This is a genomic window from Kitasatospora sp. NPDC001261, assembly GCF_042896795.1.
Taxonomy (GTDB): domain Bacteria; phylum Actinomycetota; class Actinomycetes; order Streptomycetales; family Streptomycetaceae; genus Kitasatospora.
In genome coordinates this window covers 570,873-592,299 of record NZ_JBIAXP010000001.1, presented here as the reverse complement: position 1 = coordinate 592,299, position 21,427 = coordinate 570,873, and the positions used below count along the sequence as shown (strand labels likewise).

General features: G+C 72.9%; 16 protein-coding genes. 14 read left to right on the top strand and 2 right to left on the bottom strand.

Translation table 11 applies throughout. The features are described 5' to 3' along the window. Positions 1-25: 25 nt before the first annotated feature. The 8 genes from ACFY4B_RS02640 to rodA all read left to right on the top strand — a co-directional run bounded on the left by ACFY4B_RS02640 (position 26) and on the right by rodA (position 8,970). A complete protein-coding gene (locus tag ACFY4B_RS02640) occupies positions 26-1,417 on the top strand; it encodes a folylpolyglutamate synthase/dihydrofolate synthase family protein (RefSeq protein WP_079271806.1) in 1,392 nt (463 codons plus the stop codon). Position 1,418: 1 nt separating this feature from the next. Then, complete coding sequence (locus ACFY4B_RS02635) at positions 1,419-1,769, top strand: DUF4233 domain-containing protein (protein WP_049648948.1); 351 nt, start codon at positions 1,419-1,421, stop codon at positions 1,767-1,769. Positions 1,770-1,877: 108 nt separating this feature from the next. After that, on the top strand, positions 1,878-2,291 hold the full coding sequence (ndk, locus tag ACFY4B_RS02630; protein ID WP_049648947.1) for a nucleoside-diphosphate kinase: 414 nt from the start codon (positions 1,878-1,880) through the stop codon (positions 2,289-2,291). A gap of 332 nt (positions 2,292-2,623) precedes the next feature. Further along, complete coding sequence (locus ACFY4B_RS02625) at positions 2,624-3,649, top strand: rod shape-determining protein (protein WP_049648984.1); 1,026 nt, start codon at positions 2,624-2,626, stop codon at positions 3,647-3,649. A 115-nt stretch (positions 3,650-3,764) separates the two neighbouring features. Further along, positions 3,765-4,736 carry a rod shape-determining protein MreC gene (gene mreC, locus ACFY4B_RS02620; protein WP_074000688.1) on the top strand — a complete coding sequence of 324 codons (972 nt, stop codon included), beginning with the start codon at positions 3,765-3,767 and terminating at the stop codon, positions 4,734-4,736. A 3-nt stretch (positions 4,737-4,739) separates the two neighbouring features. Then, a complete protein-coding gene (gene mreD / locus ACFY4B_RS02615; protein ID WP_049658707.1) occupies positions 4,740-5,378 on the top strand; it encodes a rod shape-determining protein MreD in 639 nt (212 codons plus the stop codon). A gap of 80 nt (positions 5,379-5,458) precedes the next feature. Next, on the top strand, positions 5,459-7,774 hold the full coding sequence (gene mrdA / locus ACFY4B_RS02610; RefSeq protein ID WP_049658705.1) for a penicillin-binding protein 2: 2,316 nt from the start codon (positions 5,459-5,461) through the stop codon (positions 7,772-7,774). After that, positions 7,771-8,970, top strand: coding sequence for a rod shape-determining protein RodA (gene rodA, locus ACFY4B_RS02605; RefSeq protein ID WP_049658703.1), 1,200 nt, complete (start codon positions 7,771-7,773; stop codon positions 8,968-8,970). Before mrdA ends, rodA begins: the two co-directional genes overlap by 4 nt. A gap of 98 nt (positions 8,971-9,068) precedes the next feature. Here the strand turns inward: rodA and ACFY4B_RS02600 are convergent, their stop codons facing one another. Further along, positions 9,069-10,373, bottom strand: coding sequence for a M14 family zinc carboxypeptidase (locus ACFY4B_RS02600; RefSeq protein ID WP_387966279.1), 1,305 nt, complete (start codon positions 10,371-10,373; stop codon positions 9,069-9,071). Positions 10,374-10,928: 555 nt separating this feature from the next. Between ACFY4B_RS02600 and ACFY4B_RS02595 the strand changes: the two genes are divergently transcribed. From ACFY4B_RS02595 to obgE, 6 genes are all read left to right on the top strand, one after another. Then, a complete protein-coding gene (locus ACFY4B_RS02595) occupies positions 10,929-12,857 on the top strand; it encodes a TIGR03960 family B12-binding radical SAM protein (protein ID WP_387966278.1) in 1,929 nt (642 codons plus the stop codon). Positions 12,858-13,088: 231 nt separating this feature from the next. Continuing rightward, on the top strand, positions 13,089-13,889 hold the full coding sequence (locus ACFY4B_RS02590) for a TIGR03936 family radical SAM-associated protein (protein WP_049659422.1): 801 nt from the start codon (positions 13,089-13,091) through the stop codon (positions 13,887-13,889). A 397-nt stretch (positions 13,890-14,286) separates the two neighbouring features. Beyond that, entirely contained in the window at positions 14,287-17,982 is a 3,696-nt protein-coding gene (locus ACFY4B_RS02585; RefSeq protein WP_387966277.1) for a ribonuclease E/G, read from the top strand. A 230-nt stretch (positions 17,983-18,212) separates the two neighbouring features. After that, entirely contained in the window at positions 18,213-18,530 is a 318-nt protein-coding gene (gene rplU, locus ACFY4B_RS02580) for a 50S ribosomal protein L21 (RefSeq protein ID WP_045696828.1), read from the top strand. 14 nt (positions 18,531-18,544) lie between these two features. After that, a complete protein-coding gene (gene rpmA / locus ACFY4B_RS02575) occupies positions 18,545-18,802 on the top strand; it encodes a 50S ribosomal protein L27 (protein WP_030309712.1) in 258 nt (85 codons plus the stop codon). A 140-nt stretch (positions 18,803-18,942) separates the two neighbouring features. Then, entirely contained in the window at positions 18,943-20,421 is a 1,479-nt protein-coding gene (obgE, locus tag ACFY4B_RS02570; RefSeq protein WP_049659936.1) for a GTPase ObgE, read from the top strand. Positions 20,422-20,513: 92 nt separating this feature from the next. Here obgE and ACFY4B_RS02565 read toward each other — a convergent pair whose 3' ends face one another. Further along, positions 20,514-21,263 carry a hypothetical protein gene (locus ACFY4B_RS02565; RefSeq protein ID WP_387966276.1) on the bottom strand — a complete coding sequence of 250 codons (750 nt, stop codon included), beginning with the start codon at positions 21,261-21,263 and terminating at the stop codon, positions 20,514-20,516. Positions 21,264-21,427: the final 164 nt, after the last annotated feature.

Sequence of the window (21,427 nt, the reverse complement as noted above, 5' to 3'; positions counted from 1 at the left end):
CGCCAGCGCTCCGTAGACTGTGGACGTGAGCGACAAGGCCGACCCGAACCCGTACACCATCCGCCCCGCCGACGGCGGCACCGGCGACGCCCTGCGCGACGTCGAGGTGGAGCTCTCCAAGCGCTGGCCGGAGAACAAACTGGAGCCCTCGCTCGACCGGATCGAGGCGCTGATGGACATCCTGGGCCAGCCCCAGCGGTCCTTCCCCTCCATCCACATCACCGGCACCAACGGCAAGACCTCCACCGCCCGGATGATCGAGCAGCTGCTCAACACCTTCGAGCTGCGCACCGGCCGCTACACCAGCCCGCACGTGGAGTCCGTCACCGAGCGGATCACCCTGGACGGCGCCCCGATCACCCCCGAGCGCTTCGTCGAGGTCTACCGCGACATCGAGCCCTACGTGCAGATGGTCGACGCGGCGCAGCCGGTGCCGATGTCCTTCTTCGAGGTGCTGACCGGCATGGCCTACGCGGCCTTCGCCGACGCCCCGGTGGACGTCGGCGTGGTCGAGGTCGGCATGGGCGGCTCCTGGGACGCCACCAACGTCATCGACTCCGCCGTCGCCGTGATCACCCCGATCGGGCTGGACCACACCGACAAGCTCGGTGAGACCACCGGCGAGATCGCGGTCGAGAAGTCCGGGATCATCAAGTCCGGTGCCGTCGCCGTCGTCGCCCAGCAGCAGCTGGACGCCGCCCAGAACATCCTGCGCCGCGCCGTCGAGGTGGACGCCACGGTCGCCCGCGAGGGCATGGAGTTCGGCGTGATCCGCCGCGAACTCGCCGTCGGTGGCCAGCTGGTGACGCTGCGCGGACTCGGCGGCGAGGAGTACGAGGACGTCTTCATCCCGCTGCACGGCGAGTACCAGGCGCACAACGCGGCCCTCGCCCTGGCCGCGGTCGAGGCCTTCTTCGGCGTCGGCGGCGCGCGCGGCGGGCAGCTGGACGTGGACAAGGTCCGCCAGGGCTTCTCCGGCGTCTCCTCGCCGGGCCGCCTGGAGGTCGTCCGCCGCAGCCCCACGATCGTCCTGGACGCCGCGCACAACCCGCACGGCGCCCGCGCCACCGTGGCCGCGCTCACCGAGTCCTTCGGCTTCACCCGGCTCGTCGGCGTGATCGGCACCTCCGGGGACAAGGACGTGGCCGGCGTGCTGGAGGCCTTCGAGCCGATCCTGGCCGAGGTCGTCATCACCCAGAACTCCACCCACCGCGCGATGGACGTCGACGCGCTCGCCGCCCTCGCCGTCGAGATCTTCGGCGAGGACCGCGTGCAGGTCGAGCCCCGGCTCGACGACGCCATCGCCGCCGCCGTCAGCCTCGCCGAGGAGGAGGGCGACCTCGGCGGCGCCGGGGTGCTGGTCACCGGTTCGGTCATCACGGTGGGCGAGGCCCGCCTGCTGCTCGGGAGGAAGTGACATGAGGACGCTCTGCTCCTCGACTCTGATCGGCGAAGTGCTGCTGGTCCTGTTCGCGGCGCTGGTCGCGATGCGGCTCACCGACGTCTCCAACGCGGAGATCTGGACGGTCAGCGGCATCGCGATGGCGCTGTGCGTCCTGCTCTGCGGCATGATCGACCGCCCCGGCGCGGTGCAGATCGGCTGGGCGCTGCAGATCGGGCTGATCGCCAGCGGCTTCGTGCTGCCGACCATGTTCGGGCTCGGCGTGGTCTTCGCCGGCCTGTGGTGGTGCTCGGTGCACTACGGCCGCAAGGTGGACGCGTTCAAGGCCGCCCGGGCCGCCGCGGAGGCCGCCGCCGTACAGGCCTGAGGCCCGGACCAGCGGACCGACACGCCGTGTACGCAAGGTAATCTCTGCCCTGTCGGCGCCGCCTGTCGACCCGACTGTCTGCCGAACCGAATCCCCAGGAGACGCACCGTGTCCCAGCGCACTCTCGTCCTGCTCAAGCCCGACGCCGTCCGCCGCGGCCTGGCCGGCGAGATCATCAGCCGCATCGAGCGCAAGGCCGGCTGGCGGTTCGCCGCCATCGAGCTGCGCACCTTCGACCGGGCGACGCTGGAGCAGCACTACGCGGAGCACGTGGGCCGCCCGTTCTACGAGCCGCTGCTGGAGTTCATGACCACCGGCCCGTCGATCGCGCTGATCGTCGAGGGCGAGGAGGTCGTCAAGGGCATCCGCATGCTGGCCGGCGCCACCAACCCGCTGGAGGCCGGGGCCGGCACCATCCGCGGCGACTACGCGACGATCACCCGCGAGAACCTGATCCACGCCTCCGACTCCCCGGAGTCCGCCGAGCGCGAGATCAAGATCTTCTTCCCCGCGCACGCCTGATCCGGCGAGCGGGACCCGGGCGACACGCCCGGGGGGACGTTCGTACCGCCCCGGTCGGGACCATTGGCCCGGCCGGGGCATTCTTATCGTGAAATAGGGAACTGGCGGCGCCGACACGGCGTCCCAATCCTCGGAGATGCGATCACGCCCCGGACAATGGACGGTATGCCCCACGCCGACGTCCGTACCGAGTGGCGTGGCTACGATGGACGCGACTCAAGGGCCCGGTAAGACAGCTCAGCTGTTCTCCGCCCACGCGTGGACGCGCGCATTCGTCCACCCCCCCATGAACTCCGAGCCCGGGAAGGCACCCACACCCCATGGCGAGCAACCTGTCGTTCATCGGCCGCGACTTGGCGATCGACCTCGGAACAGCCAATACGCTGGTGTACGTCAGGGGCAAGGGCATCGTTCTGAACGAGCCGTCCGTCGTCGCGGTGAACACCAACACCGGCGGCATCCTCGCCGTCGGCGCCGAGGCCAAGAAGATGATCGGCCGCACCCCGGGCAACATCGTCGCCATCCGCCCGCTCAAGGACGGTGTGATCGCCGACTTCGAGATCACCGAGCGGATGCTGCGGTACTTCATCCTCAAGATCCACCGCCGCCGCTACCTCGCCCGCCCCCGCGTCGTGGTCTGCGTGCCCTCCGGCATCACCGGCGTCGAGCGCCGCGCCGTCATCGAGGCCTCCTCGCAGGCCGGCGCCCGCCAGGTGCACATCATCGAGGAGCCGATGGCCGCCGCGATCGGCGCCGGCCTGCCCGTCCACGAGGCCACCGGCAACATGGTCGTCGACATCGGCGGCGGCACCACCGAGGTCGCCGTGATCTCCCTCGGCGGCATCGTCACCGCCCAGTCCATCCGGGTCGCCGGCGACGAGCTGGACAACGCGATCGTCCAGCACATCAAGAAGGAGTACTCGCTGCTCCTCGGCGAGCGCAGTGCCGAGCAGATCAAGATGAGCATCGGCAGCGCCTTCGGCCTGGAGGGCGAGAAGGACGAGCACGCCGAGATCCGCGGCCGCGACCTGGTCAGCGGTCTGCCCAAGACCGTGGTCATCTCCGCCGCCGAGGTCCGCGAGGCCATCGACGAGCCCGTCAACGCGATCATCGACGCGGTCAAGACCACCCTCGACCAGTGCCCGCCAGAGCTGGCCGGCGACGTCATGGACCGGGGCATCGTGCTCACCGGCGGCGGCGCCCTGCTGCGCGGCCTGGACGAGCGGCTGCGCCGCGAGACCGGCATGCCGATCCACATCGCGGAGAACCCGCTCGACTCCGTCGCGCTCGGCTCCGGCAAGTGCGTCGAGGAGTTCGAGGCGCTCCAGCAGGTACTCGACGCTTCGCCGCGTCGTTGACAGGTCGCCGCACCACCGGCACCACGCGTCACATCAGACACTCGACTGAACGGGCCGCCGCCCGGGCCCCACAGCCCCGGGCGGCGGCCAGGTACGAAGGGGCAGTACCAGCACCGTGAGGGACACACGAGAGAGCCGGCTGCTGCTGATCCTGCTGGTGGCCGTCGCCTTCGCGCTGATCACCGTGGACATCAAGGGCGGTGAGGACTCCCCGCTCGGGCCCGCCCGGCACGCCGCCGCCAGCGTCCTCGGACCGGTCGAGCGCGGAGCCGCCACCGTCGTCGACCCGGTCGCCGACACCGTCCGCGCCTTCCGCGACGCGGCCACCGACAGCGGCCGCACCGACCAGCTCGCCCGCGAGAACACCGAACTCCGGCAGAAGCTCGCCTCCTCCGACATGGCCACCGGGCGCACCAAACAGCTGGACGACCTGCTGCGCACCGCCGGCGCCGGCGGCTACACCGTCAAGGCCGCCCAGGTCATCGCGATCGGCCCGGCCCAGGGCTTCTCCTGGACCATCACCATCGACGCTGGCAGCGACGACGGCCTCACCCGCGACATGACGGTGATCAACGGTCAGGGCCTGGTCGGCCGGATCACCACCGTCGCGCCCACCACCGCCACCGTGCTGCTCGCCTCCGACCCCGGCTTCTCGGCCGGCACCCGGCTGGAGGGCACCGGCGAGATCGGCTTCGCCTCCGGCGGCGGCGACAGCCCGATGAAGGTCTCCCTGCTCAACGGCAAGGCCCAGGTCAAGGCCGGCGACCGGCTGGTCACCTTCGGCTCGCAGAGCGGCCGCCCCTTCGTCCCCGGCGTCCCGGTCGGCAAGGTCGTCGAGGTCCAGGCCAACGCCGGCCAGCTGACCAAGACCGTCCTGGTCGAGCCCTTCGTCCAGTTCACCCGGCTGGACCTGGTCGGCGTGGTGGTCGTGCCGCCGCGCGCCGACCCGCGCGACGCCGTCCTGCCGCCGGCGCCCGCCGCGGGCCAGCCGGCCGCCGCGCCGGGCCAGGTCCCGGCCTCCGTGCCCGGCCAGGTCCCGGCCTCCGCGCCCGCCGCCCCGCCCGCCAAGCCCACTGGGGGGAACTGAGCCATGCGCCTCGCCCGCATCCCCGTCTCCGCCGGCCTCGTCCTGTTCGGCCTGATCCTCCAGGTCAGCGTGTTCGGCCGGCTCCAGCTCCCGGGAGCCACCCCGGACATACTGCTGCTCGTCGTGGTCGGCCTGGCCATGGTCTACGGGCCCACCGGCGGCTGCCTGGTCGGCTTCGCGGGGGGCCTGCTGGCCGACCTCGCGCCGCCCTCCGACCACGCCATCGGCCGCTACGCGCTGGTGCTCTGCCTGATGGGCTACGCTGCCGGGCTGCTGCGCCCGGACCACGGCCGCCAGCGGTCCGTGGCCGGCTCGCTGGTCGTGGTCGGCGCCGCGGCGGTCGCCTCCACCCTGCTCTACGCGATGGTCGGCGCCCTGGTCGGCGACACCGCGGCCCGGCACGTCGGCCTCGGCGGACTGGTCATCAGCGCCCTGCTCTACGACCTGCTGCTGGCCCCCTTCGTGGTGCCGCTGGTGATGTACCTCGGCCGCCGCTTCGGCCGCGACCCGGTGGCCGCCGCGGACGACGACGAGGGCGGCTCCGGCCTGGGCACGCTGGCCCGCTACCGCACCACCCGCGACACCTCGACGGGCCCGTCGTACAAGAAGCGGCGCGTGCCGGGCTTCGCCCGCCGCCCGTAACCGGACCGCCGCCCGGCCCCGGCCGCCCGGCCCTCCGGCCCCGACCACCCGACCTCCCCGCATCCTGGAGCGCACGAGACGTGAGCAACATCCCCGAGACCGGCCGCACCCGACGGGTGACGATCCGTCTGGTGGTGCTGCAGATCCTGGTGCTGTCGCTGCTCGCCACCCTCGGCGGACGGCTGTGGTACCTGCAGATCCGCAACGCCAAGGAGTACACCGCCAAGGCGACCGGCAACCACATCCGCGAGGTGGTCGAGCCGGCCGTCCGCGGCGAGATCCTGGACGCCTCCGGGCGGGTGCTGGCCGGCAACGAGACCCGGCTGGTGGTCTCGGTCAGCCGCACCTCGCTGCTCCAGCAGAAGGACGGCGGCAAGGCGGTGCTGTCCCGGCTGGCCGAGGTGCTGGGGATGCCGGCCAAGGACGTGCAGGAGAAGGTCCGGCTCTGCGACGCCAAGACCCCGCAGCCCTGCTGGAACGGTTCGCCGTACCAGCCGATCCCGGTCACCAAGGAGGCGACCACCCAGCAGGCGATGCAGATAATGGAGCGCCGCGAGGACTTCCCCGGGATCACCGCGCAGCCCACCGCCGTACGCCGCTACACCGGCGCCGAGGGCGCCAACATGGCCCAGGTGCTCGGCTACCTCTCGCCGGTCACCGACGAGGAGGTCAGCAAGACCGCCGGCAAGAGCGGCCTGGACCGCTACCTGCCGGCCGACCAGATCGGGCGGGCCGGCCTGGAGTCGGTGTACGACCGCGACCTGCGCGGCACCGCGGGCATCACCAAGCTGGAGGTCGACAACCTCGGCCGGGTGATCGGCAACGCCGGCACCGTCGCCCCGCAGACCGGTGACAACCTGGTCACCAGCATCGACGCCCGGGTGCAGAAGGTGGTCGAGGACAACCTGGCGCAGGCCATGAACGACGCCCGGAACACCTTCGACAAGATCACCAACCGCAACTACGAGGCCGACTCCGGCGCCGCCGTGGTGATGGACGTGCACACCGGGCGGATCGTCGCGATGGCGAGCGCCCCGACCTACGACCCGAACCTCTGGGTGGGCGGCATCAGCGGCAAGGACTACCAGTCGCTGACCAGCAAGGACTCCAACTTCCCGCTGCTGAACCGGGCCATACAGGGTCAGTCCGCCCCCGGCTCGACCTTCAAGGTCATCTCCACCACCGCCGCCGTGCAGGCCGGCTACTCGCTGGACGGCCGCTACGACTGCCCGAAGAGCATGACCATCGGCGGCCGCGAGTTCAAGAACTTCGAGAGCGAGAACTTCGGCCAGATCTCCCTGGAGAAGGCGCTGGAGGTCTCCTGCGACACCGTCTTCTACGGCCTGGCGTACGACCAGTGGATGAAGGACGGCGGCATCAAGCCCAAGAAGGACCCGGGCGACTGGTTCTTCAAGACCGCCCACGAGTTCGGCCTCGGCGCCAAGACCGGCATCGACCTGCCGTCCGAGGTCACCGGCCGGGTGCCGGACCGGCAGTGGAAGCAGTCCTTCTACGACAACAACAAGGACGCCTGGTGCGCCCAGGGGCAGAAGGGCGGCAACAGCTACTCCGACCAGATCGCCCGGGAGAACTGCGTCGACGGCTACCAGATGCGCGCCGGTGACGCCGTCAACTTCGCGATCGGCCAGGGCGACACCCTCGTCACCCCGGTCCAGATGGCCCGGATCTACTCGGCGCTCGCCAACGGCGGCACCTTCTACCGGCCGACCATCGCCAAGGCCGTGATAAGCCCGGGCGGGGACCTCGTCCGCGAGATCGCCCCGCACGAGGACGCCAAGTTCCCCGGCGACGAGAAGCTGCTCAGCTACATCAACCAGGCCACCGAGAGCGTCATCAAGAGCGGTACCGCCGCCTGGAAGTTCAACGGCTGGCCGCAGGACAAGATCACGCTGCACGCCAAGACCGGCACCGCCGAGGTCGAGGGCAAGCAGACCACCTCCTGGCTGACCACGTACAGCAAGGACTACGCGGTCGTCATGACGATAAGCCAGGGCGGCACCGGCTCCGGCGGCTCCGGCGACGCCATCCGCCGGATCTACCAGGCGCTGTACGGCGTGGACGACAAGGGCGGCATCGACAGCGGCAAGGCGCTGCTGCCCGCGCCGCAGGCCGAGCTGCCGAAGTTCAACCCGGACGGCACCGCGATCATCAAGCCGGTCTCGTACGGCGCCGACGCGGCGCAGGGCGCCCAGGCCCCGGGCCTCCAGGCCCAGGCCGTCGCCGCCGCTCCGGCGCTGCTCGACACGGCCACGGCGCAGCCGGCCCCGGCGACGGCCTTCCTCGACCGGACGCCGCCGGCCGACCGTCCGGCGTCGTACACCGCGGCCGACGCCGCGCTCGAACCCACGCGCGGACCGGGAAGGGGACGGGCATGACCTCCTACGGCTCGTACCGGCAGCTGCGGCTGGCCCCGCAGCGCCGCGGGGTCTCCAAGGCGCTGTCCAAGGACTCACCGCTCTGGCGGCTGGACTGGATACTGCTGGTGGCCGCCCTCGCCCTCTCGGCCGGCAGCTCGCTGCTGGTCTGGTCGGCCACCCGCGGGCGCGACTCGCTGACCCACGGGGACCCGCAGTACTTCCTGTACCGGCACCTGACCAACTTCGTGGTCGGGCTGGTGCTGTGCTCCGTGGTGATAGCGATAGGGAGTCGGCGCTTCCGCACGATCGTGCCGTTCCTGTACGTCGGCGTGCTCGTGCTGCTGCTGGCGACGCTCAGCCCGCTCGGCTCGACCATCAACGGCGCGCACTCGTGGATCCAGCTCGGCGGTGGCTTCTCGATCCAGCCGGCCGAGTTCGCGAAGCTCGCGATCGTGCTGGCGATGGCGGTCGTGCTGTCGGACCAGGTGGACGCGGGGGAGCGGGAGTTCCCCTCGCACCGGGCGGTGTTCCGGGGCCTGCTCTGGGCCGGGGTGCCGATGTGCATAGTGCTGTTGATGCCGGACGCCGGCTCGGTGATGGTGATGGCCGCCATCGTGCTGGGCATCCTGCTCGGCTCCGGCGCGGCGAACCGCTGGGTGCTCGGCCTGCTGGTGGCGGGCACCGCCGGATGCGTGGCGATCTGGAAGTTCGGGCTGCTGAGCCAGTACCAGATCGACCGCTTCGCCGCCTTCGCCAACCCGCAGCTGGACCCGAACGGCGTCGGCTACAACACCGCGCAGGCCCGGATCGCGATCGGCTCGGGCGGACTGACCGGCAAGGGGCTGTTCCACGGCACCCAGACCGTCGGGCAGTTCGTGCCGGAGCAGCAGACCGACTTCGTGTTCACCGTGGCCGGCGAGGAGCTGGGCTTCGTCGGGGCGCTGGCGATCATCGCGCTGGTCGGCGTGATCCTCTGGCGGGCCTGCCGGATCGCCCGGCAGGCGACCGACCTGTACGGGACGATCGTGGCGGCCGGGGTCATCGCCTGGATGGCCTTCCAGGCCTTCGAGAACATAGGGATGTGCCTGGGCATCATGCCGGTCGCGGGCATCCCGCTGCCGTTCGTCTCGTACGGCGGCTCGTCGATGTTCGCCAACTGGATCGCCATCGGGCTGCTCCAGGCGGTGCGGAGCCAGCGGCCGATAGCGGCCTGAGCGCGCCGCGCCGTGCGGCGGCGGGGCCGGTCCGGATTTCCCGGGCCGGCCCCGCTGTCGTGTCCGGGGGCGCTGTCGTGTCCGGGGCCGGGGCGGGTTCAGAGCAGGCAGTCGGCGGTGGTGAGGACGGCGCGGGTCTGGTGGGCGAGTTGCTCCTGGACGGGCACCCAGCGGGTGCCGAAGCGGTGGCGCAGCCGGTCGAGGCTGTCGGCGACGACGGTGCGGGCGCGGTCGCGGGCGGCCTCGACGCCGGGGCCGCGGGTGTCGGCGAGCAGCCGCAGCAGGATCGACGCGACCCGCAGCGGTACGCGGGCGGCGACCAGTCCGGCGGTGGTCACCCGGGAGGCGGTGAGCGGTTCGGCGCCCCAGCGCTCCAGCCACTCCTCGGCCACCCGCGGGGCGACCGCCAGGCTGGACTCGGCGGTGCGCAGCAGCGGGCCGTACGCCTCGTGGCCGGGCGCCCCGGGCCGGTGCGCGCGGACGGCCGGGAGCAGGGCGGTGAGGTCCGCGGCGCGTGCGGTGAGGTCGCGGGCGGCGGCCGCGAGGGCCTGCGGGCCGGCCGGGTGGCGGTGGGCGTCGCCGACCGCGTCGACGGCCCACATCGGGACCTCCAGCACCGCGGAGACCGCGCCGTACCGGGCCGCGTACGACCAGGTGGACAGCTCGGGCTCGTCCGGCAGGGCCCGGGAGCCGCCGGTGCCCGGAGACGGCATCAGGTAGGTGCCCGGGTCCGGGCTGGCCCAGCCGATCGCGTCGTAGGAGTCCACGTCGAGCGGCACGCCGGCCCGCTGCGCGGAGCGGGCGAAGCGCCCGGCCAGGCCCGGGACGGGGCGGGTGAGCTGGGCGAACGCGCCGCCGAAGTCCACCCCGTGCAGCGAGCACTGGAGGAACGGGCGCAGTTCGTCGATCAGTCCGGTCAGCGCCAGGCTCTCCGGCATCGGCGGGCGGCCGGAGCCGGGGGCGGGCAGCAGCTCGGGCTGCTCCTCGAAGGAGGGGCGGAAGAAGTGCTCGTAGTGGCGCCGCATGGTGAGCGGGCCGTCCAGCCAGCCGGCGTTGAGCGCGGCGCCGTCGGGGTCGAGGCAGAGCAGCAGGTGCCAGGAGAGTCCGGGGCGGGCGGGGCGGTCGAGCAGCACCTCGGCGAGCCGGACGGTCCCGGCGGTGCCGATCGGCTCGTTGGGGTGCGGGCCGCCGACCACCAGGACGGCCCGCGGGCCGCGGTCCACGGAGAGCAGCAGCAGCGGGCGGCCGGCCCGGGAGCGGCCCACCTCGCGCAGCCGGCAGCGGTCCGGGTGCCGCAGGGCGAGCCGCCGTGCGGCGGACTCGGCCTGGGCCGGCGTTGGGTAGCGGGCCGGCCGGGTGTCGAGGGTCCGGAGCGGGCGGATCCGCCGACCGGTGTCGGTCATGGTTCTCCTTGCGCCGGTCGTACGGCCGCCGGGGCGCGGGCGTGCGGGTGCGCCGCCGGGCACGGCGTGCGGGCGGGGGGACGGGGGAGGGGGACGGGGCTGGGCGTGGCACCGCGGGCCGGGAACGGCGGCCGTGCGGGGACGGACGGGGCCGTCCGTGGGCGGCCCGTGGGGAGGGAGAGGCGTGCCGGCCGGAAAACCGACGAGGGCCGAGCGTACGACTCAACTTCCTTGTCCGGAAGGGGTGCAGATGTCTTTGGCGGAGCCCTGTCAGTACCGCACGGGCCGTCCGGGCGTGTCAACGGCGGACGGGACCGGCCGGCGGGCGCCCACCGCGCGTGCCGGGGCGGGCACCAGCGGGCACGGGAGGCCACCGGTGGGCACCGGTGGACACCGGCGGGTGCGGGCGGAGACCGGCCGTCCGGGGTCGCGCCGGAGCGCGGAGGGCCCGTGAACCGGGGCAGACGGCCCGTTCCCCGGATTGGGCTACCCTTGAGGGTCACCCCTCCCGTGCCGACTCGCGGCACCGAATCACGTCGTAAGGGTTCCTAGTACATGACTGTCGAATCGGTCTTCCCACGCCTGGAGGCCCTCCTCCCGCACGTCCAGAAGCCGATCCAGTACGTCGGCGGCGAGCTGAACTCGACCGTCAAGGACTGGGACGCCTGCGACGTCCGCTGGGCGCTGATGTACCCCGACGCCTACGAGGTCGGGCTGCCCAACCAGGGCGTCATGATCCTCTACGAGGTGCTGAACGAGCGTGAGGGTGTGCTCGCCGAGCGCACCTACAGCGTCTGGCCGGACCTCGAGGCGCTGATGCGCGAGCACCACGTCCCGCAGTTCACCGTGGACGCCCACCGCCCGGTGAAGGCCTTCGACGTGTTCGGCCTGTCGTTCTCCACCGAGCTCGGCTACACGAACATGCTGACCGCGCTCGACCTGGCCGGCATCCCGCTGGAGGCCAAGGACCGCACCATCGACGACCCGATCGTCCTGGCCGGCGGCCACGCGGCCTTCAACCCGGAGCCGATCGCGGACTTCATCGACTGCGCCGTGGTCGGCGACGGCGAGCAGGCCGTCCTCGACATCACGGAGATCATCCGCGCCTGGAAGGCCGAGGGCCGCCCGGGCGGCCGGGACGAGCTGCTGCTGCGCCTGGCCCGCACCGGCGGGGTCTACGTCCCCAAGTTCTACGACGTGGAGTACCTGGCCGACGGCCGGATCAGCCGCGTCGTGCCGAACGCCCCCGGCGTGCCGTGGCGGGTGTCCAAGCACACCGTGATGGACCTCGACGAGTGGCCGTACCCGAAGCAGCCGCTGGTCCCGCTCGCCGAGACGGTGCACGAGCGGATGTCCGTGGAGATCTTCCGCGGCTGCACCCGCGGCTGCCGCTTCTGCCAGGCCGGCATGATCACGCGCCCCGTGCGGGAGCGAAGCATCACCGGCATCGGCGAGATGGTGGAGCGCGGGCTGAAGGCGACCGGCTTCGAGGAGGTCGGCCTGCTGTCGCTGTCCAGCGCCGACCACACCGAGATCGGCGACATCGCCAAGGGCCTGGCGGACCGCTACACCGAGGACAAGATCGGCCTGTCGCTGCCGTCCACCCGCGTCGACGCCTTCAACATCGACCTCGCCAACGAGCTGTCCCGCAACGGGCGCCGCTCGGGCCTCACCTTCGCCCCCGAGGGCGGCAGCGAGCGCATGCGCAAGGTCATCAACAAGATGGTGTCGGAGGAGGACCTGATCCGCACCGTCGCCACCGCGTACGGCAACGGCTGGCGCCAGGTGAAGCTGTACTTCATGTGCGGCCTGCCCACCGAGACCGACGAGGACGTGCTCCAGATCGGCGAGATGGCGAAGAACGTCATCCAGAAGGGCCGCGAGGTCACCGGCCAGAACGACATCCGCTGCACCGTCTCCATCGGCGGGTTCGTGCCCAAGCCGCACACCCCGTTCCAGTGGGCCCCGCAGCTGTCCGCCGAGGCCACCGACGCCCGCCTGGCCAAGCTGCGCGACTCCATCCGCGGCGACCGCAAGTACGGCAAGAACATCGGCTACCGCTACCACGACGGCAAGCCGGGCATCGTCGAGGGCCTGCTCTCCCGCGGCGACCGCCGGGTCGGCGCGATCATCCGCGAGGTCTACGAGGACGGCGGCCGCTTCGACGGCTGGCGCGAGTACTTCTCCTACGACCGCTGGATGGCCTGCGCCGAGAAGGGCCTGGCCGGCACCGGCGTCGACGTCGACTGGTACACCACCCGCGAGCGCACCTACGAGGAGGTGCTGCCCTGGGACCACCTGGACAGCGGCCTCGACAAGGACTGGCTCTGGGAGGACTGGCAGGACGCCCTGGAGGAGGTCGAGGTCGACGACTGCCGCTGGACCCCGTGCTTCGACTGCGGCGTGTGCCCGCAGATGGACACCCAGATCCAGATCGGCCCCACCGGCAAGAAGATGCTCCCCCTGACGGTCGTCAACAAGTAGCGCACGTCACACCCGCGACCCCCGGCCGGACTGATTCGGCCGGGGGTCGCGGCGTGCGGGGGACCGGTGGCTGACCAGGGGCGGAGCGAGGGGGGTGGCGGGGCGCGTACCCTTTGAGGTGACAGAGTCCGGACAGTGGCGGGAAGACGCCACGCCGGACGGGGACAACTGACTAAGGACTGAGCGACCCTGGCACGCCGTACGCCCGACGGTCCGCCGCCCGCGCCGACGGTGCAGCGGATTCGTCTCCGCTACACCAAGCGCGGCCGGCTCCGCTTCACCAGCCACCGCGACTTCCAGCGCGCCTTCGAGCGCGCCCTGCGCCGGTCCGCCGTTCCGATGGCCTATTCGGCCGGCTTCACCCCGCACCCGAAGGTCTCCTACGCGAACGCGGCCCCGACCGGGGTGGCGAGCGAGGCGGAGTACCTGGAGATCGGCCTGGCCGCTGTCCGCGACCCCGAGCAGCTGCGGGCGCAGCTGGACGAGTCGCTGCCGACGGGCCTGGACGTGATCGACGCGGTCGAGGTGCGGACGCCGAACTTCGTGGAGCGCCTGGAGGCCTCCGAGTGGCTGCTCCGGCTGGACGGTGTCGAGCCCGACGCGGCCGCCGACGCGGTCGCGCGCTTCCTCGCCGCCGAGCGGGTCGAGGTCGAGCGCCGCACCAAGAACGGCCTGCGGGTCTTCGACGCGCGGGGCGCGGTGGCGGCGCTGGAAGCCGTCCCGGCCCAGGTCGAGGCCGGTGCGGACGCCGGGGCCGGAACCGACCGCGATGTTCGGACCGGCCGTCCCTGTGCGATACTGCGCCTGGTAGTACGACACGCCACACCAGCCGTACGACCCGACGACGTATTGTCCGGTCTCCGTGTGACGGCCGACCTGGCGCCGCCGGTCCCCGCAGAGGTGACCAGGCTGGCGCAGGGGCCGCTCGACGAGGAGTCCGGCACGGTGACCGACCCGCTGGCGCTCGACCGCGCAGCGGCCCCGGTCGGCTCGGAGCCGGCAGCAGGGCCGCACGCTACCGCGTCCGCCTAGCGGGGGGAGGCCGGGCCCAGTGCCTCACTGGGCCCGACGGTCCTCCAGGGTTCCCGCGGCTCCCCAGGGGAGCGAGCGTCGTCGCAGCGCAGGCCTGCCAACCGGGGCCTGCCGACCAGGAAGGTCGGCCGGTCCGGGACCCCGTCCGGGAGCCACCCGGGGTTGGGGGACGGCGCAGCTTGGGAAAACCTCAGAAGACTGGTCAGACCAGAAGACTTTCGACACCCCGCCGTGTGCGGGGCGCCGAGCGAGACTACGAGCCCCTGTGCGGCCTCGCGTCCGCGCGGCGGCACCGTTCCAAGGGTCCGGTCCAGGCATCGTCGTGATGCCGGCCGCCCAGCGGTGCCGTGCCGTGCCCGGATGCGGAGCCCGGGGGCCTGACGGGAGATCCACCCGCATGCTCGATAACACCGATCCGCAGCAGACTGCGGCCACGGAACAGAACGAAACCGCCGCGACCGGTGGTGAGGGCGCGTCCGCCGCGCCGCCGCGCCGTCGCCGCCGCGCGGTGTCCCGCCCGGCGGGTACCCCGCAGGGTGCGGCCGCCGACGCGGCCGAGACGGTCGTGCCGGCCGAGGCCCCCGCGGCCGCCCCGGCTCCGGCCGTGGAGCCGACGGCCGAGCCGGCCGCCGAGAAGCCCGTCCGGGCCCGCCGTACCCGCAAGCGCGCCGAGGCCCCGGCCGGGGCGCCGGAGGCCACCCCGATCGTGGTGACCGCGCCGGAGGCCGTCGAGGCCCCGGTGGCCGAGGCCCCCGTGAAGGCCGCGAAGGCCTCGAAGACCACCAGGGCCGCCAAGGCCGCGAAGGCGGAGACCGCCGAGCCGACGGCCGAGCCGGCCGCCGAGAAGCCCGTCCGGGCCCGCCGTACCCGCAAGCGCGCCGAGGCGCCCGCCGGTGCCCCCGTGGCCGAGGCCGCGGCACCCGTCGTCGAGGTGCCCGCCGTCGAGACCCCCGCCGTGGAGGCCCCCGCCGCCGAGCCGGTGGCCGAGGAGGCCCCGGCCGCTCCGGCCCGCCGCCCCCGCCGCCGTCGCGTGGTCGAGGCCGCGCCGGTCGTCGAGGCCCCGGTGGCGGAGCCCGCCGCCGAGGAGCCGCAGGCCGAGGAGCCCGCCGTCGCGGAGGAGCCCGAGGAGGAGGCCGCCGAGGCCCCCGCCGCCGCGCCGGCCGCCCGGCCCGCCGCTGCCGCCCCGGCCGCCGAGGCCGAGCCGCCCCACCGGGTGCGCCGCCGTGCGGTCCGCCCGGCCACCGCCGTCTTCCAGGCGCCGGTGTTCCAGGAGCCCGCCGCCTTCGTCGCGCCGTCCGCTCAGGCGGCACCGGCCGCGCCGTCCGCTCCGGTGGCGCAGGCCGCTCCGCAGCAGCCCGCCGCCGCCCCGGCGAAGGCCGAGGCTCCGGCCGCGGCCCCGGTGCAGGCCGGGCGCGAGGAGGAGGACGACGAGTTCGAGTACAGCGGTGTCGGCCGTCGCCGCCGGGTCCGCACCCGGGTCGAGCCGACCCGTCGCAAGTCGGGTGCCCAGGCTCCGGTGAAGGCCGCCGCGAAGGCCGCCAAGGCCGCGGCGAAGGCGCCGGTCGCGGCGCCCGTCGTCGAGGTCCCGGTCGTCGAGGCGCCCGCCGTCGAGGCCCCCGCCGCCGGTCCGGAGACCGAGGACGAGTGGGAGGACGGCCGTCCGTCGCGCCGTCGCCGCCGGGGCGGTCGCCGCCGTCGCCGCGGTGAGGCCGAGGAGTTCGAGGCCGCCGAGGCCGTCGAGACCGAGCAGTCCGTCGAGGAGTCGGCCGAGGCCGTCGCCGAGGACGAGGGCGAGGAGGACGACGACCTGGCCGCCGGCCTGTCCTCGTCGCGCCGCCGCCGTCGCCGTCGCCGCCGCAGCGGTGAGGCCGGCGCCGTCGAGACCGCCGAGACCACCGAGGACGGCGTCCGTACGGTGGTGAAGGTGCGCGAGCCGCGCCGCCGTTCCACCGAGCCGTCGTTCGACCCGGACGAGGTGCAGTCCATCAAGGGCTCGACCCGTCTGGAGGCCAAGAAGCAGCGCCGCCGCGAGGGCCGCGAGCTGGGCCGCCGCCGGGTGCCGATCATCACCGAGGCCGAGTTCCTGGCCCGCCGCGAGTCGGTCGAGCGCGTCATGGTGGTGCGCCAGAGCGGCCAGCGGACCCAGATCGGCGTCCTCGAGGACGGCGTGCTGGTCGAGCACTACGTCAACAAGGAGCAGGCCACCTCGTACGTCGGCAACGTCTACCTGGGCAAGGTCCAGAACGTGCTGCCGTCGATGGAGGCCGCCTTCGTCGACATCGGCAAGGGCCGCAACGCGGTGCTGTACGCCGGCGAGGTCAACTTCGGCGCGCTGGGCCACGGCGGCCCGCGCCGGATCGAGTCGGTGCTGAAGTCCGGCCAGTCCGTGCTGGTGCAGGTCTCCAAGGACCCGATCGGCCACAAGGGCGCCCGCCTGACCAGCCAGATCTCGCTGCCCGGCCGCTACCTGGTGTACGTGCCCGAGGGCTCGATGACCGGCATCTCGCGCAAGCTCCCGGAGAACGAGCGCGCCCGGCTGAAGCAGATCCTCAAGAAGATCGTCCCGGACGACGCGGGCGTCATCGTGCGCACCGCCGCCGAGGGCGCCTCCGAGGAGGAGCTGACCCGCGACGTCCAGCGCCTCCAGCAGCAGTGGGAGGACATCCAGAAGAAGGCCGCGACCGGCAACGCCCCGGCGCTGCTGTACGGCGAGCCGGACATGACCGTCCGGGTCGTCCGCGACATCTTCAACGAGGACTTCACCAAGGTCATCGTCTCCGGCGACGAGGCGTGGAAGACCATCCACGAGTACGTCTCCAACGTGGCCCCGGACCTCGCCGAGCGGCTCCAGCGGTGGACCTCCGAGGTGGACGTGTTCGCCACCTACCGGATCGACGAGCAGCTGATGAAGGCGCTGGACCGCAAGGTCTGGCTGCCCAGCGGCGGTTCGCTGGTGATCGACCGCACCGAGGCGATGGTCGTCATCGACGTCAACACCGGGAAGTTCGTCGGCCAGGGCGGCAACCTGGAGGAGACGGTCACCCGGAACAACATCGAGGCGGCCGAGGAGATCGTGCGCCAGCTGCGGCTGCGCGACCTCGGCGGCATCATCGTGATCGACTTCATCGACATGGTGCTGGAGTCCAACCGCGACCTGGTGCTGCGCCGCCTGCTGGAGTGCCTGGGCCGGGACCGGACCAAGCACCAGGTGGCCGAGGTCACCTCGCTGGGCCTGGTCCAGATGACCCGCAAGCGGGTCGGCCAGGGCCTGCTGGAGTCCTTCTCCGAGCCGTGCGTGCACTGCAACGGCCGCGGCGTGATCGTCCACATGGAGCAGCCGAGCGCCCACGTCCACGCCCCCGTGGTGGCGGGCGAGGCCGGTGCGGGCAGCGGCAAGCGCCGTCGCCGGGGCAAGGGCGGCGCGGGCCACGAGGAGCCGCAGGCCGTCGAGGCCGCGGTGGCCGTGGCGGCCGAGCCGGTCGCGGTGGAGGCCTTCGCCGAGCCGGCCGAGCCGGTGCGCGAGGAGATCGAGGGCCAGCTGGCCCTGGAGGTCCCGGGCGTCGAGGCCCCGGCCGAGGCGGCTCCCGCCATCCCGGCCCCGGTCGTCGAGGCTCCCGTGGCGGAGGCCCCGGCCGCCGCTCCGGCGGGCCGTCCGCGCCGCCGCGCGGTGCGCAAGGCGACCGCTCCGGCGGGCTCCCCGGGCACCGCCGAGATCGTGGTGCTCCAGGCCAAGGCCGAGGCGGCGCTGGAGGCGGCCCTGGAGGCCGCCGCCCCGGCGGTCGCGGAAGCCGCGGCCGAGGCCGTCACCGAGGCGCCGGGTGAGCCGGTCGTGGCCGCGGAGGCCGCGGTCGTCGCCGAGGCTCCGGAGGCCGTCGAGGCACCGGAGGCCGTCGAGGCCGCCGCCGAGGCTGCGGCCGAGGAGGCGCCGGCGCCGAAGAAGCGGGCCGCCCGCAAGACCGCCGCGAAGAAGACCGCCGCCAAGAAGACCACCACGGCGGCCAAGAAGACCACCGCCCGCAAGACCGCCACCAAGCGGACGAGCGCGGCGGCCAAGAAGGCCGCGGCCGCCGAGGGTGATACGGCGTCCGAGTAGTGCCCACGCCCCGGGGCGGGAGTGATCCCGCCCCGGGCCGTACGGGCCGGTTTGCCCCCCGGGCGGCCGGTCCGTATTCTTGACCATCGGCGTGTCTACGCCATTGCTCCCGAGCACATCACCTTCCCGAGGTCACCGCGTTCGCGCGGAGGGCCGGGGAGAGGCTCCTGTGTCCGTACCCAGGTGGCTGGCGTCGGGGGTTCCGACCGAGCAAGGAAAGCAGGTACCGCATGTACGCGATCGTTCGCGCAGGCGGCCGCCAGCACAAGGTCGCCGTCGGCGACGTGCTGGAGATCGACCGTATCGAGGCCAAGCCGGGTGACTCGGTCGAGCTCTCGACCATCCTCGTCGTCGACGGTGACGCTGTCACCTCCGACCCGTGGGTCCTGGCCGGCGTGAAGGCTCACGCCGAGGTGGTCGACCAGACCAAGGGTGACAAGATCGTCATCCTGCGTTACAAGAACAAGACCGGCTACCGCCGCCGTCAGGGTCACCGTCAGCAGCACACCGCGGTGCGCATCACCAGCATCGACTCGGTCAGCAAGTAAGGGGATAGCGAAAAATGGCACACAAGAAGGGCGCAAGCTCTACTCGTAACGGCCGTGACTCGAACGCCCAGCGCCTCGGCGTGAAGCGCTTCGGTGGCCAGGTCGTCTCCGCCGGCGAGATCCTCGTCCGCCAGCGCGGCACCCACTTCCACCCGGGTGCCGGTGTCGGCCGCGGTGGCGACGACACCCTGTTCGCGCTGACCGCCGGTGCGGTGCAGTTCGGCACCCGTCGTGGCCGCAAGGTCGTCAACATCGTGGCCGTCGAGGCCTGAGTCCCCGCGGACTCCCGAGTCTGAGAAGACCCACCGGGTCGGGACAAGACTCACAGTGAAGGGTGGGCCGGAATTCTCCGGTCCACCCTTCACGCTTTACGCAGGTAGCAAGCAGACTCTCGCGCACTGGAGGCACACCCATGACCACCTTCGTGGACCGCGTCGAACTTCACGTCGCCGCGGGTAACGGGGGCCACGGCTGCGCCTCCGTGCACCGCGAGAAGTTCAAGCCGCTCGGCGGCCCGGACGGCGGCAACGGCGGGGAGGGCGGCAGCGTCATCCTCACCGTGGACTCGCAGGTCACCACCCTGCTGGAGTACCACCACTCGCCCAAGCGCAAGGCCACCAACGGCAAGCCCGGCGCGGGCGGCCACCGCACCGGCGCGGACGGCGAGGACCTCGTCCTGCTGGTGCCGGACGGCACCGTGGTGCTGGACCGCAAGGGCAACGTGCTGGCCGACCTGGTCGGCCACGGCACCAGCTTCGTCGCGGCCCAGGGCGGCCGCGGCGGCCTCGGCAACGCCGCGCTGGCCTCGGCCCGCCGCAAGGCGCCCGGCTTCGCGCTGCTCGGCGAGCCCGGCGAGGCCCGTGACATCGTCATGGAGCTCAAGTCCGTCGCCGACGTGGCCCTGGTCGGCTACCCGAGCGCCGGCAAGTCCTCGCTGATCTCGGTGCTCTCGGCCGCCAAGCCGAAGATCGCGGACTACCCGTTCACCACCCTGATCCCCAACCTGGGCGTGGTCACCGCGGGCGACACCGTCTACACCATCGCCGACGTGCCCGGCCTGATCCCGGGCGCCAGCCAGGGCCGCGGCCTGGGCCTGGAGTTCCTGCGCCACGTCGAGCGCTGTTCGGTGCTGGTGCACGTGCTGGACTGCGCCACCCTGGAGCCCGGCCGCGACCCGCTGACCGACCTGGAGACCATCGAGGCCGAGCTCGCCGAGTACGGCGGTCTGGAAGACCGTCCGCGCCTGGTCGCGCTCAACAAGGTGGACGTCCCGGACGGCCAGGACATCGCCGACCTGACCCGCGCCTCCCTGGAGGAGCGCGGCTACCGGGTGTTCGAGGTCTCCGCCGCCTCCCGCAAGGGCCTGCGCGAGCTGAGCTTCGCCGTGGCCGGGATCGTCGCCGAGGCGCGCGCCGCCAAGCCGGCCGAGGAGTCGACCCGGATCGTGCTGCGGCCCAAGGCCGTCGACGACGCCGGCTTCACCATCACCGAGGAGGACGGCGCGTACCGCATCCGCGGCGTCAAGCCGGAGCGCTGGGTCCGCCAGACCGACTTCAGCAACGACGAGGCCGTCGGCTACCTCGCCGACCGGCTGGCCCGCCTCGGGATCGAGCAGGAGCTGTGGAAGATCGGGGCGCACGAGGGCGACACCGTCATCATCGGCCCCGAGGAGAACGCCGTCGTCTTCGACTGGGAGCCGACCATGGCCGCCGGTGCCGAGATGCTCGGCCGCCGTGGTGAGGACCACCGCTTCGAGACCCCGCGCCCGGCGGTCGACCGCCGTCGCGAGAAGCAGAAGGGCCGGGACGCGGCCGAGTCCGAGTTCCTCGCCTTCGAGGCGCTCTCCAGCGGCCGCCAGGCCGCCATCGAGGGCGACGACGACGAGGACTGAGGACTGAGGACCGCTGACCGGTCCGGTCCGGACGGCCCCCGCCACCTGTCGAGGTGGCGGGGGCCGTCCGCGTGTCCGGCGGTGACTGGGCGTCACTTGGTCCAGGAGGCCTGGAGCTTCAGCGGGTCGGCCAGGTCGGTGTAGCCGACGGCGGCCGGGGTGTTGCCGGGGGTGGAGATGATGGTGCAGCCCTTGACCTCGGCGCCCTTGGCCACGCCCTGGAACTTCGCGCCGGTGCACTTGGGCAGCGGGGTCGCGGCGGTCAGGACGTTGACGCCCTTCTTGCCCGTGGTGTCGAAGAGCACGAGCTTCGAGTCCGGGGCGGTGAAGGAGAGGCTGGCGTCCCCGAGGTTCTTGATGGTGTAGCTGACGTACATCGGGGTGCGGCCTTCCAGGCCGACGATGCTGATCTTGGCGGCGGTGAAGTCCTGCGCCGAACCGGCCTCGACGCCGGTGATGGTGACCTCCAGCTTGGTGGCGACCTTGGAGGTCTTGTCGGCGAAGTCCACGGTGGCGCTCTGGCCGACCTTCACGCTGGTGGCGGCCGCCGGGACGGCTCCGGCACCGGCCCCGCCGCCCGCCGTGCCGGCCCCGCCCGCCGCACCGGAGGGGGCCGCGCCCGAGGGGGCCGCGGCCGAACCGCCGGCTGCGCCCCCGGCGGTGGCACCCGGGGTCGCGCCGGTCTGGGGCGCGCCGGTCTGGGCCGGGGCCGCGCCGGTGGCGCCGCCGGTACCGGCCGGGGTGTCCGGGTTGTCCGGCCCGCAGGCCGCGAGCGAGAGGGCGGTGGCCGCCGCGAGCGCGGCGACGGTCAGCTTGGTGGTGTACGAACGCATGGTGCGCATTTCTCCTGGGCGCACGGCCGCGACCGTTGCCGGCCTTTGCCCAGTGCGGCGCCGCCCGTCGTGACAGGAAGGGTCGATGACGACATGGGTACAGCGGGCAAGAAGCCGTCCCCCGATCTGGCTTGCGGTCAGGGACCATACCAGCCATCCGGCTTGGCGGGCGG

Excerpts from the sequence above, each read along its gene's own strand:
- obgE (WP_049659936.1), top strand. The coding sequence starts at position 18,943 with ATGACCACCTTCGTGGACCGCGTCGAACTTCACGTCGCCGCGGGTAAC.
- ACFY4B_RS02565 (WP_387966276.1), bottom strand. The coding sequence starts at position 21,263 with ATGCGCACCATGCGTTCGTACACCACCAAGCTGACCGTCGCCGCGCTC.
- ACFY4B_RS02595 (WP_387966278.1), top strand. The coding sequence starts at position 10,929 with ATGACTGTCGAATCGGTCTTCCCACGCCTGGAGGCCCTCCTCCCGCAC.
- rpmA (WP_030309712.1), top strand. The coding sequence starts at position 18,545 with ATGGCACACAAGAAGGGCGCAAGCTCTACTCGTAACGGCCGTGACTCG.
- mreD (WP_049658707.1), top strand. The coding sequence starts at position 4,740 with ATGCGCCTCGCCCGCATCCCCGTCTCCGCCGGCCTCGTCCTGTTCGGC.
- rplU (WP_045696828.1), top strand. The coding sequence starts at position 18,213 with ATGTACGCGATCGTTCGCGCAGGCGGCCGCCAGCACAAGGTCGCCGTC.
- ACFY4B_RS02585 (WP_387966277.1), top strand. The coding sequence starts at position 14,287 with ATGCTCGATAACACCGATCCGCAGCAGACTGCGGCCACGGAACAGAAC.
- ACFY4B_RS02635 (WP_049648948.1), top strand. The coding sequence starts at position 1,419 with ATGAGGACGCTCTGCTCCTCGACTCTGATCGGCGAAGTGCTGCTGGTC.
- rodA (WP_049658703.1), top strand. The coding sequence starts at position 7,771 with ATGACCTCCTACGGCTCGTACCGGCAGCTGCGGCTGGCCCCGCAGCGC.
- ACFY4B_RS02600 (WP_387966279.1), bottom strand. The coding sequence starts at position 10,373 with ATGACCGACACCGGTCGGCGGATCCGCCCGCTCCGGACCCTCGACACC.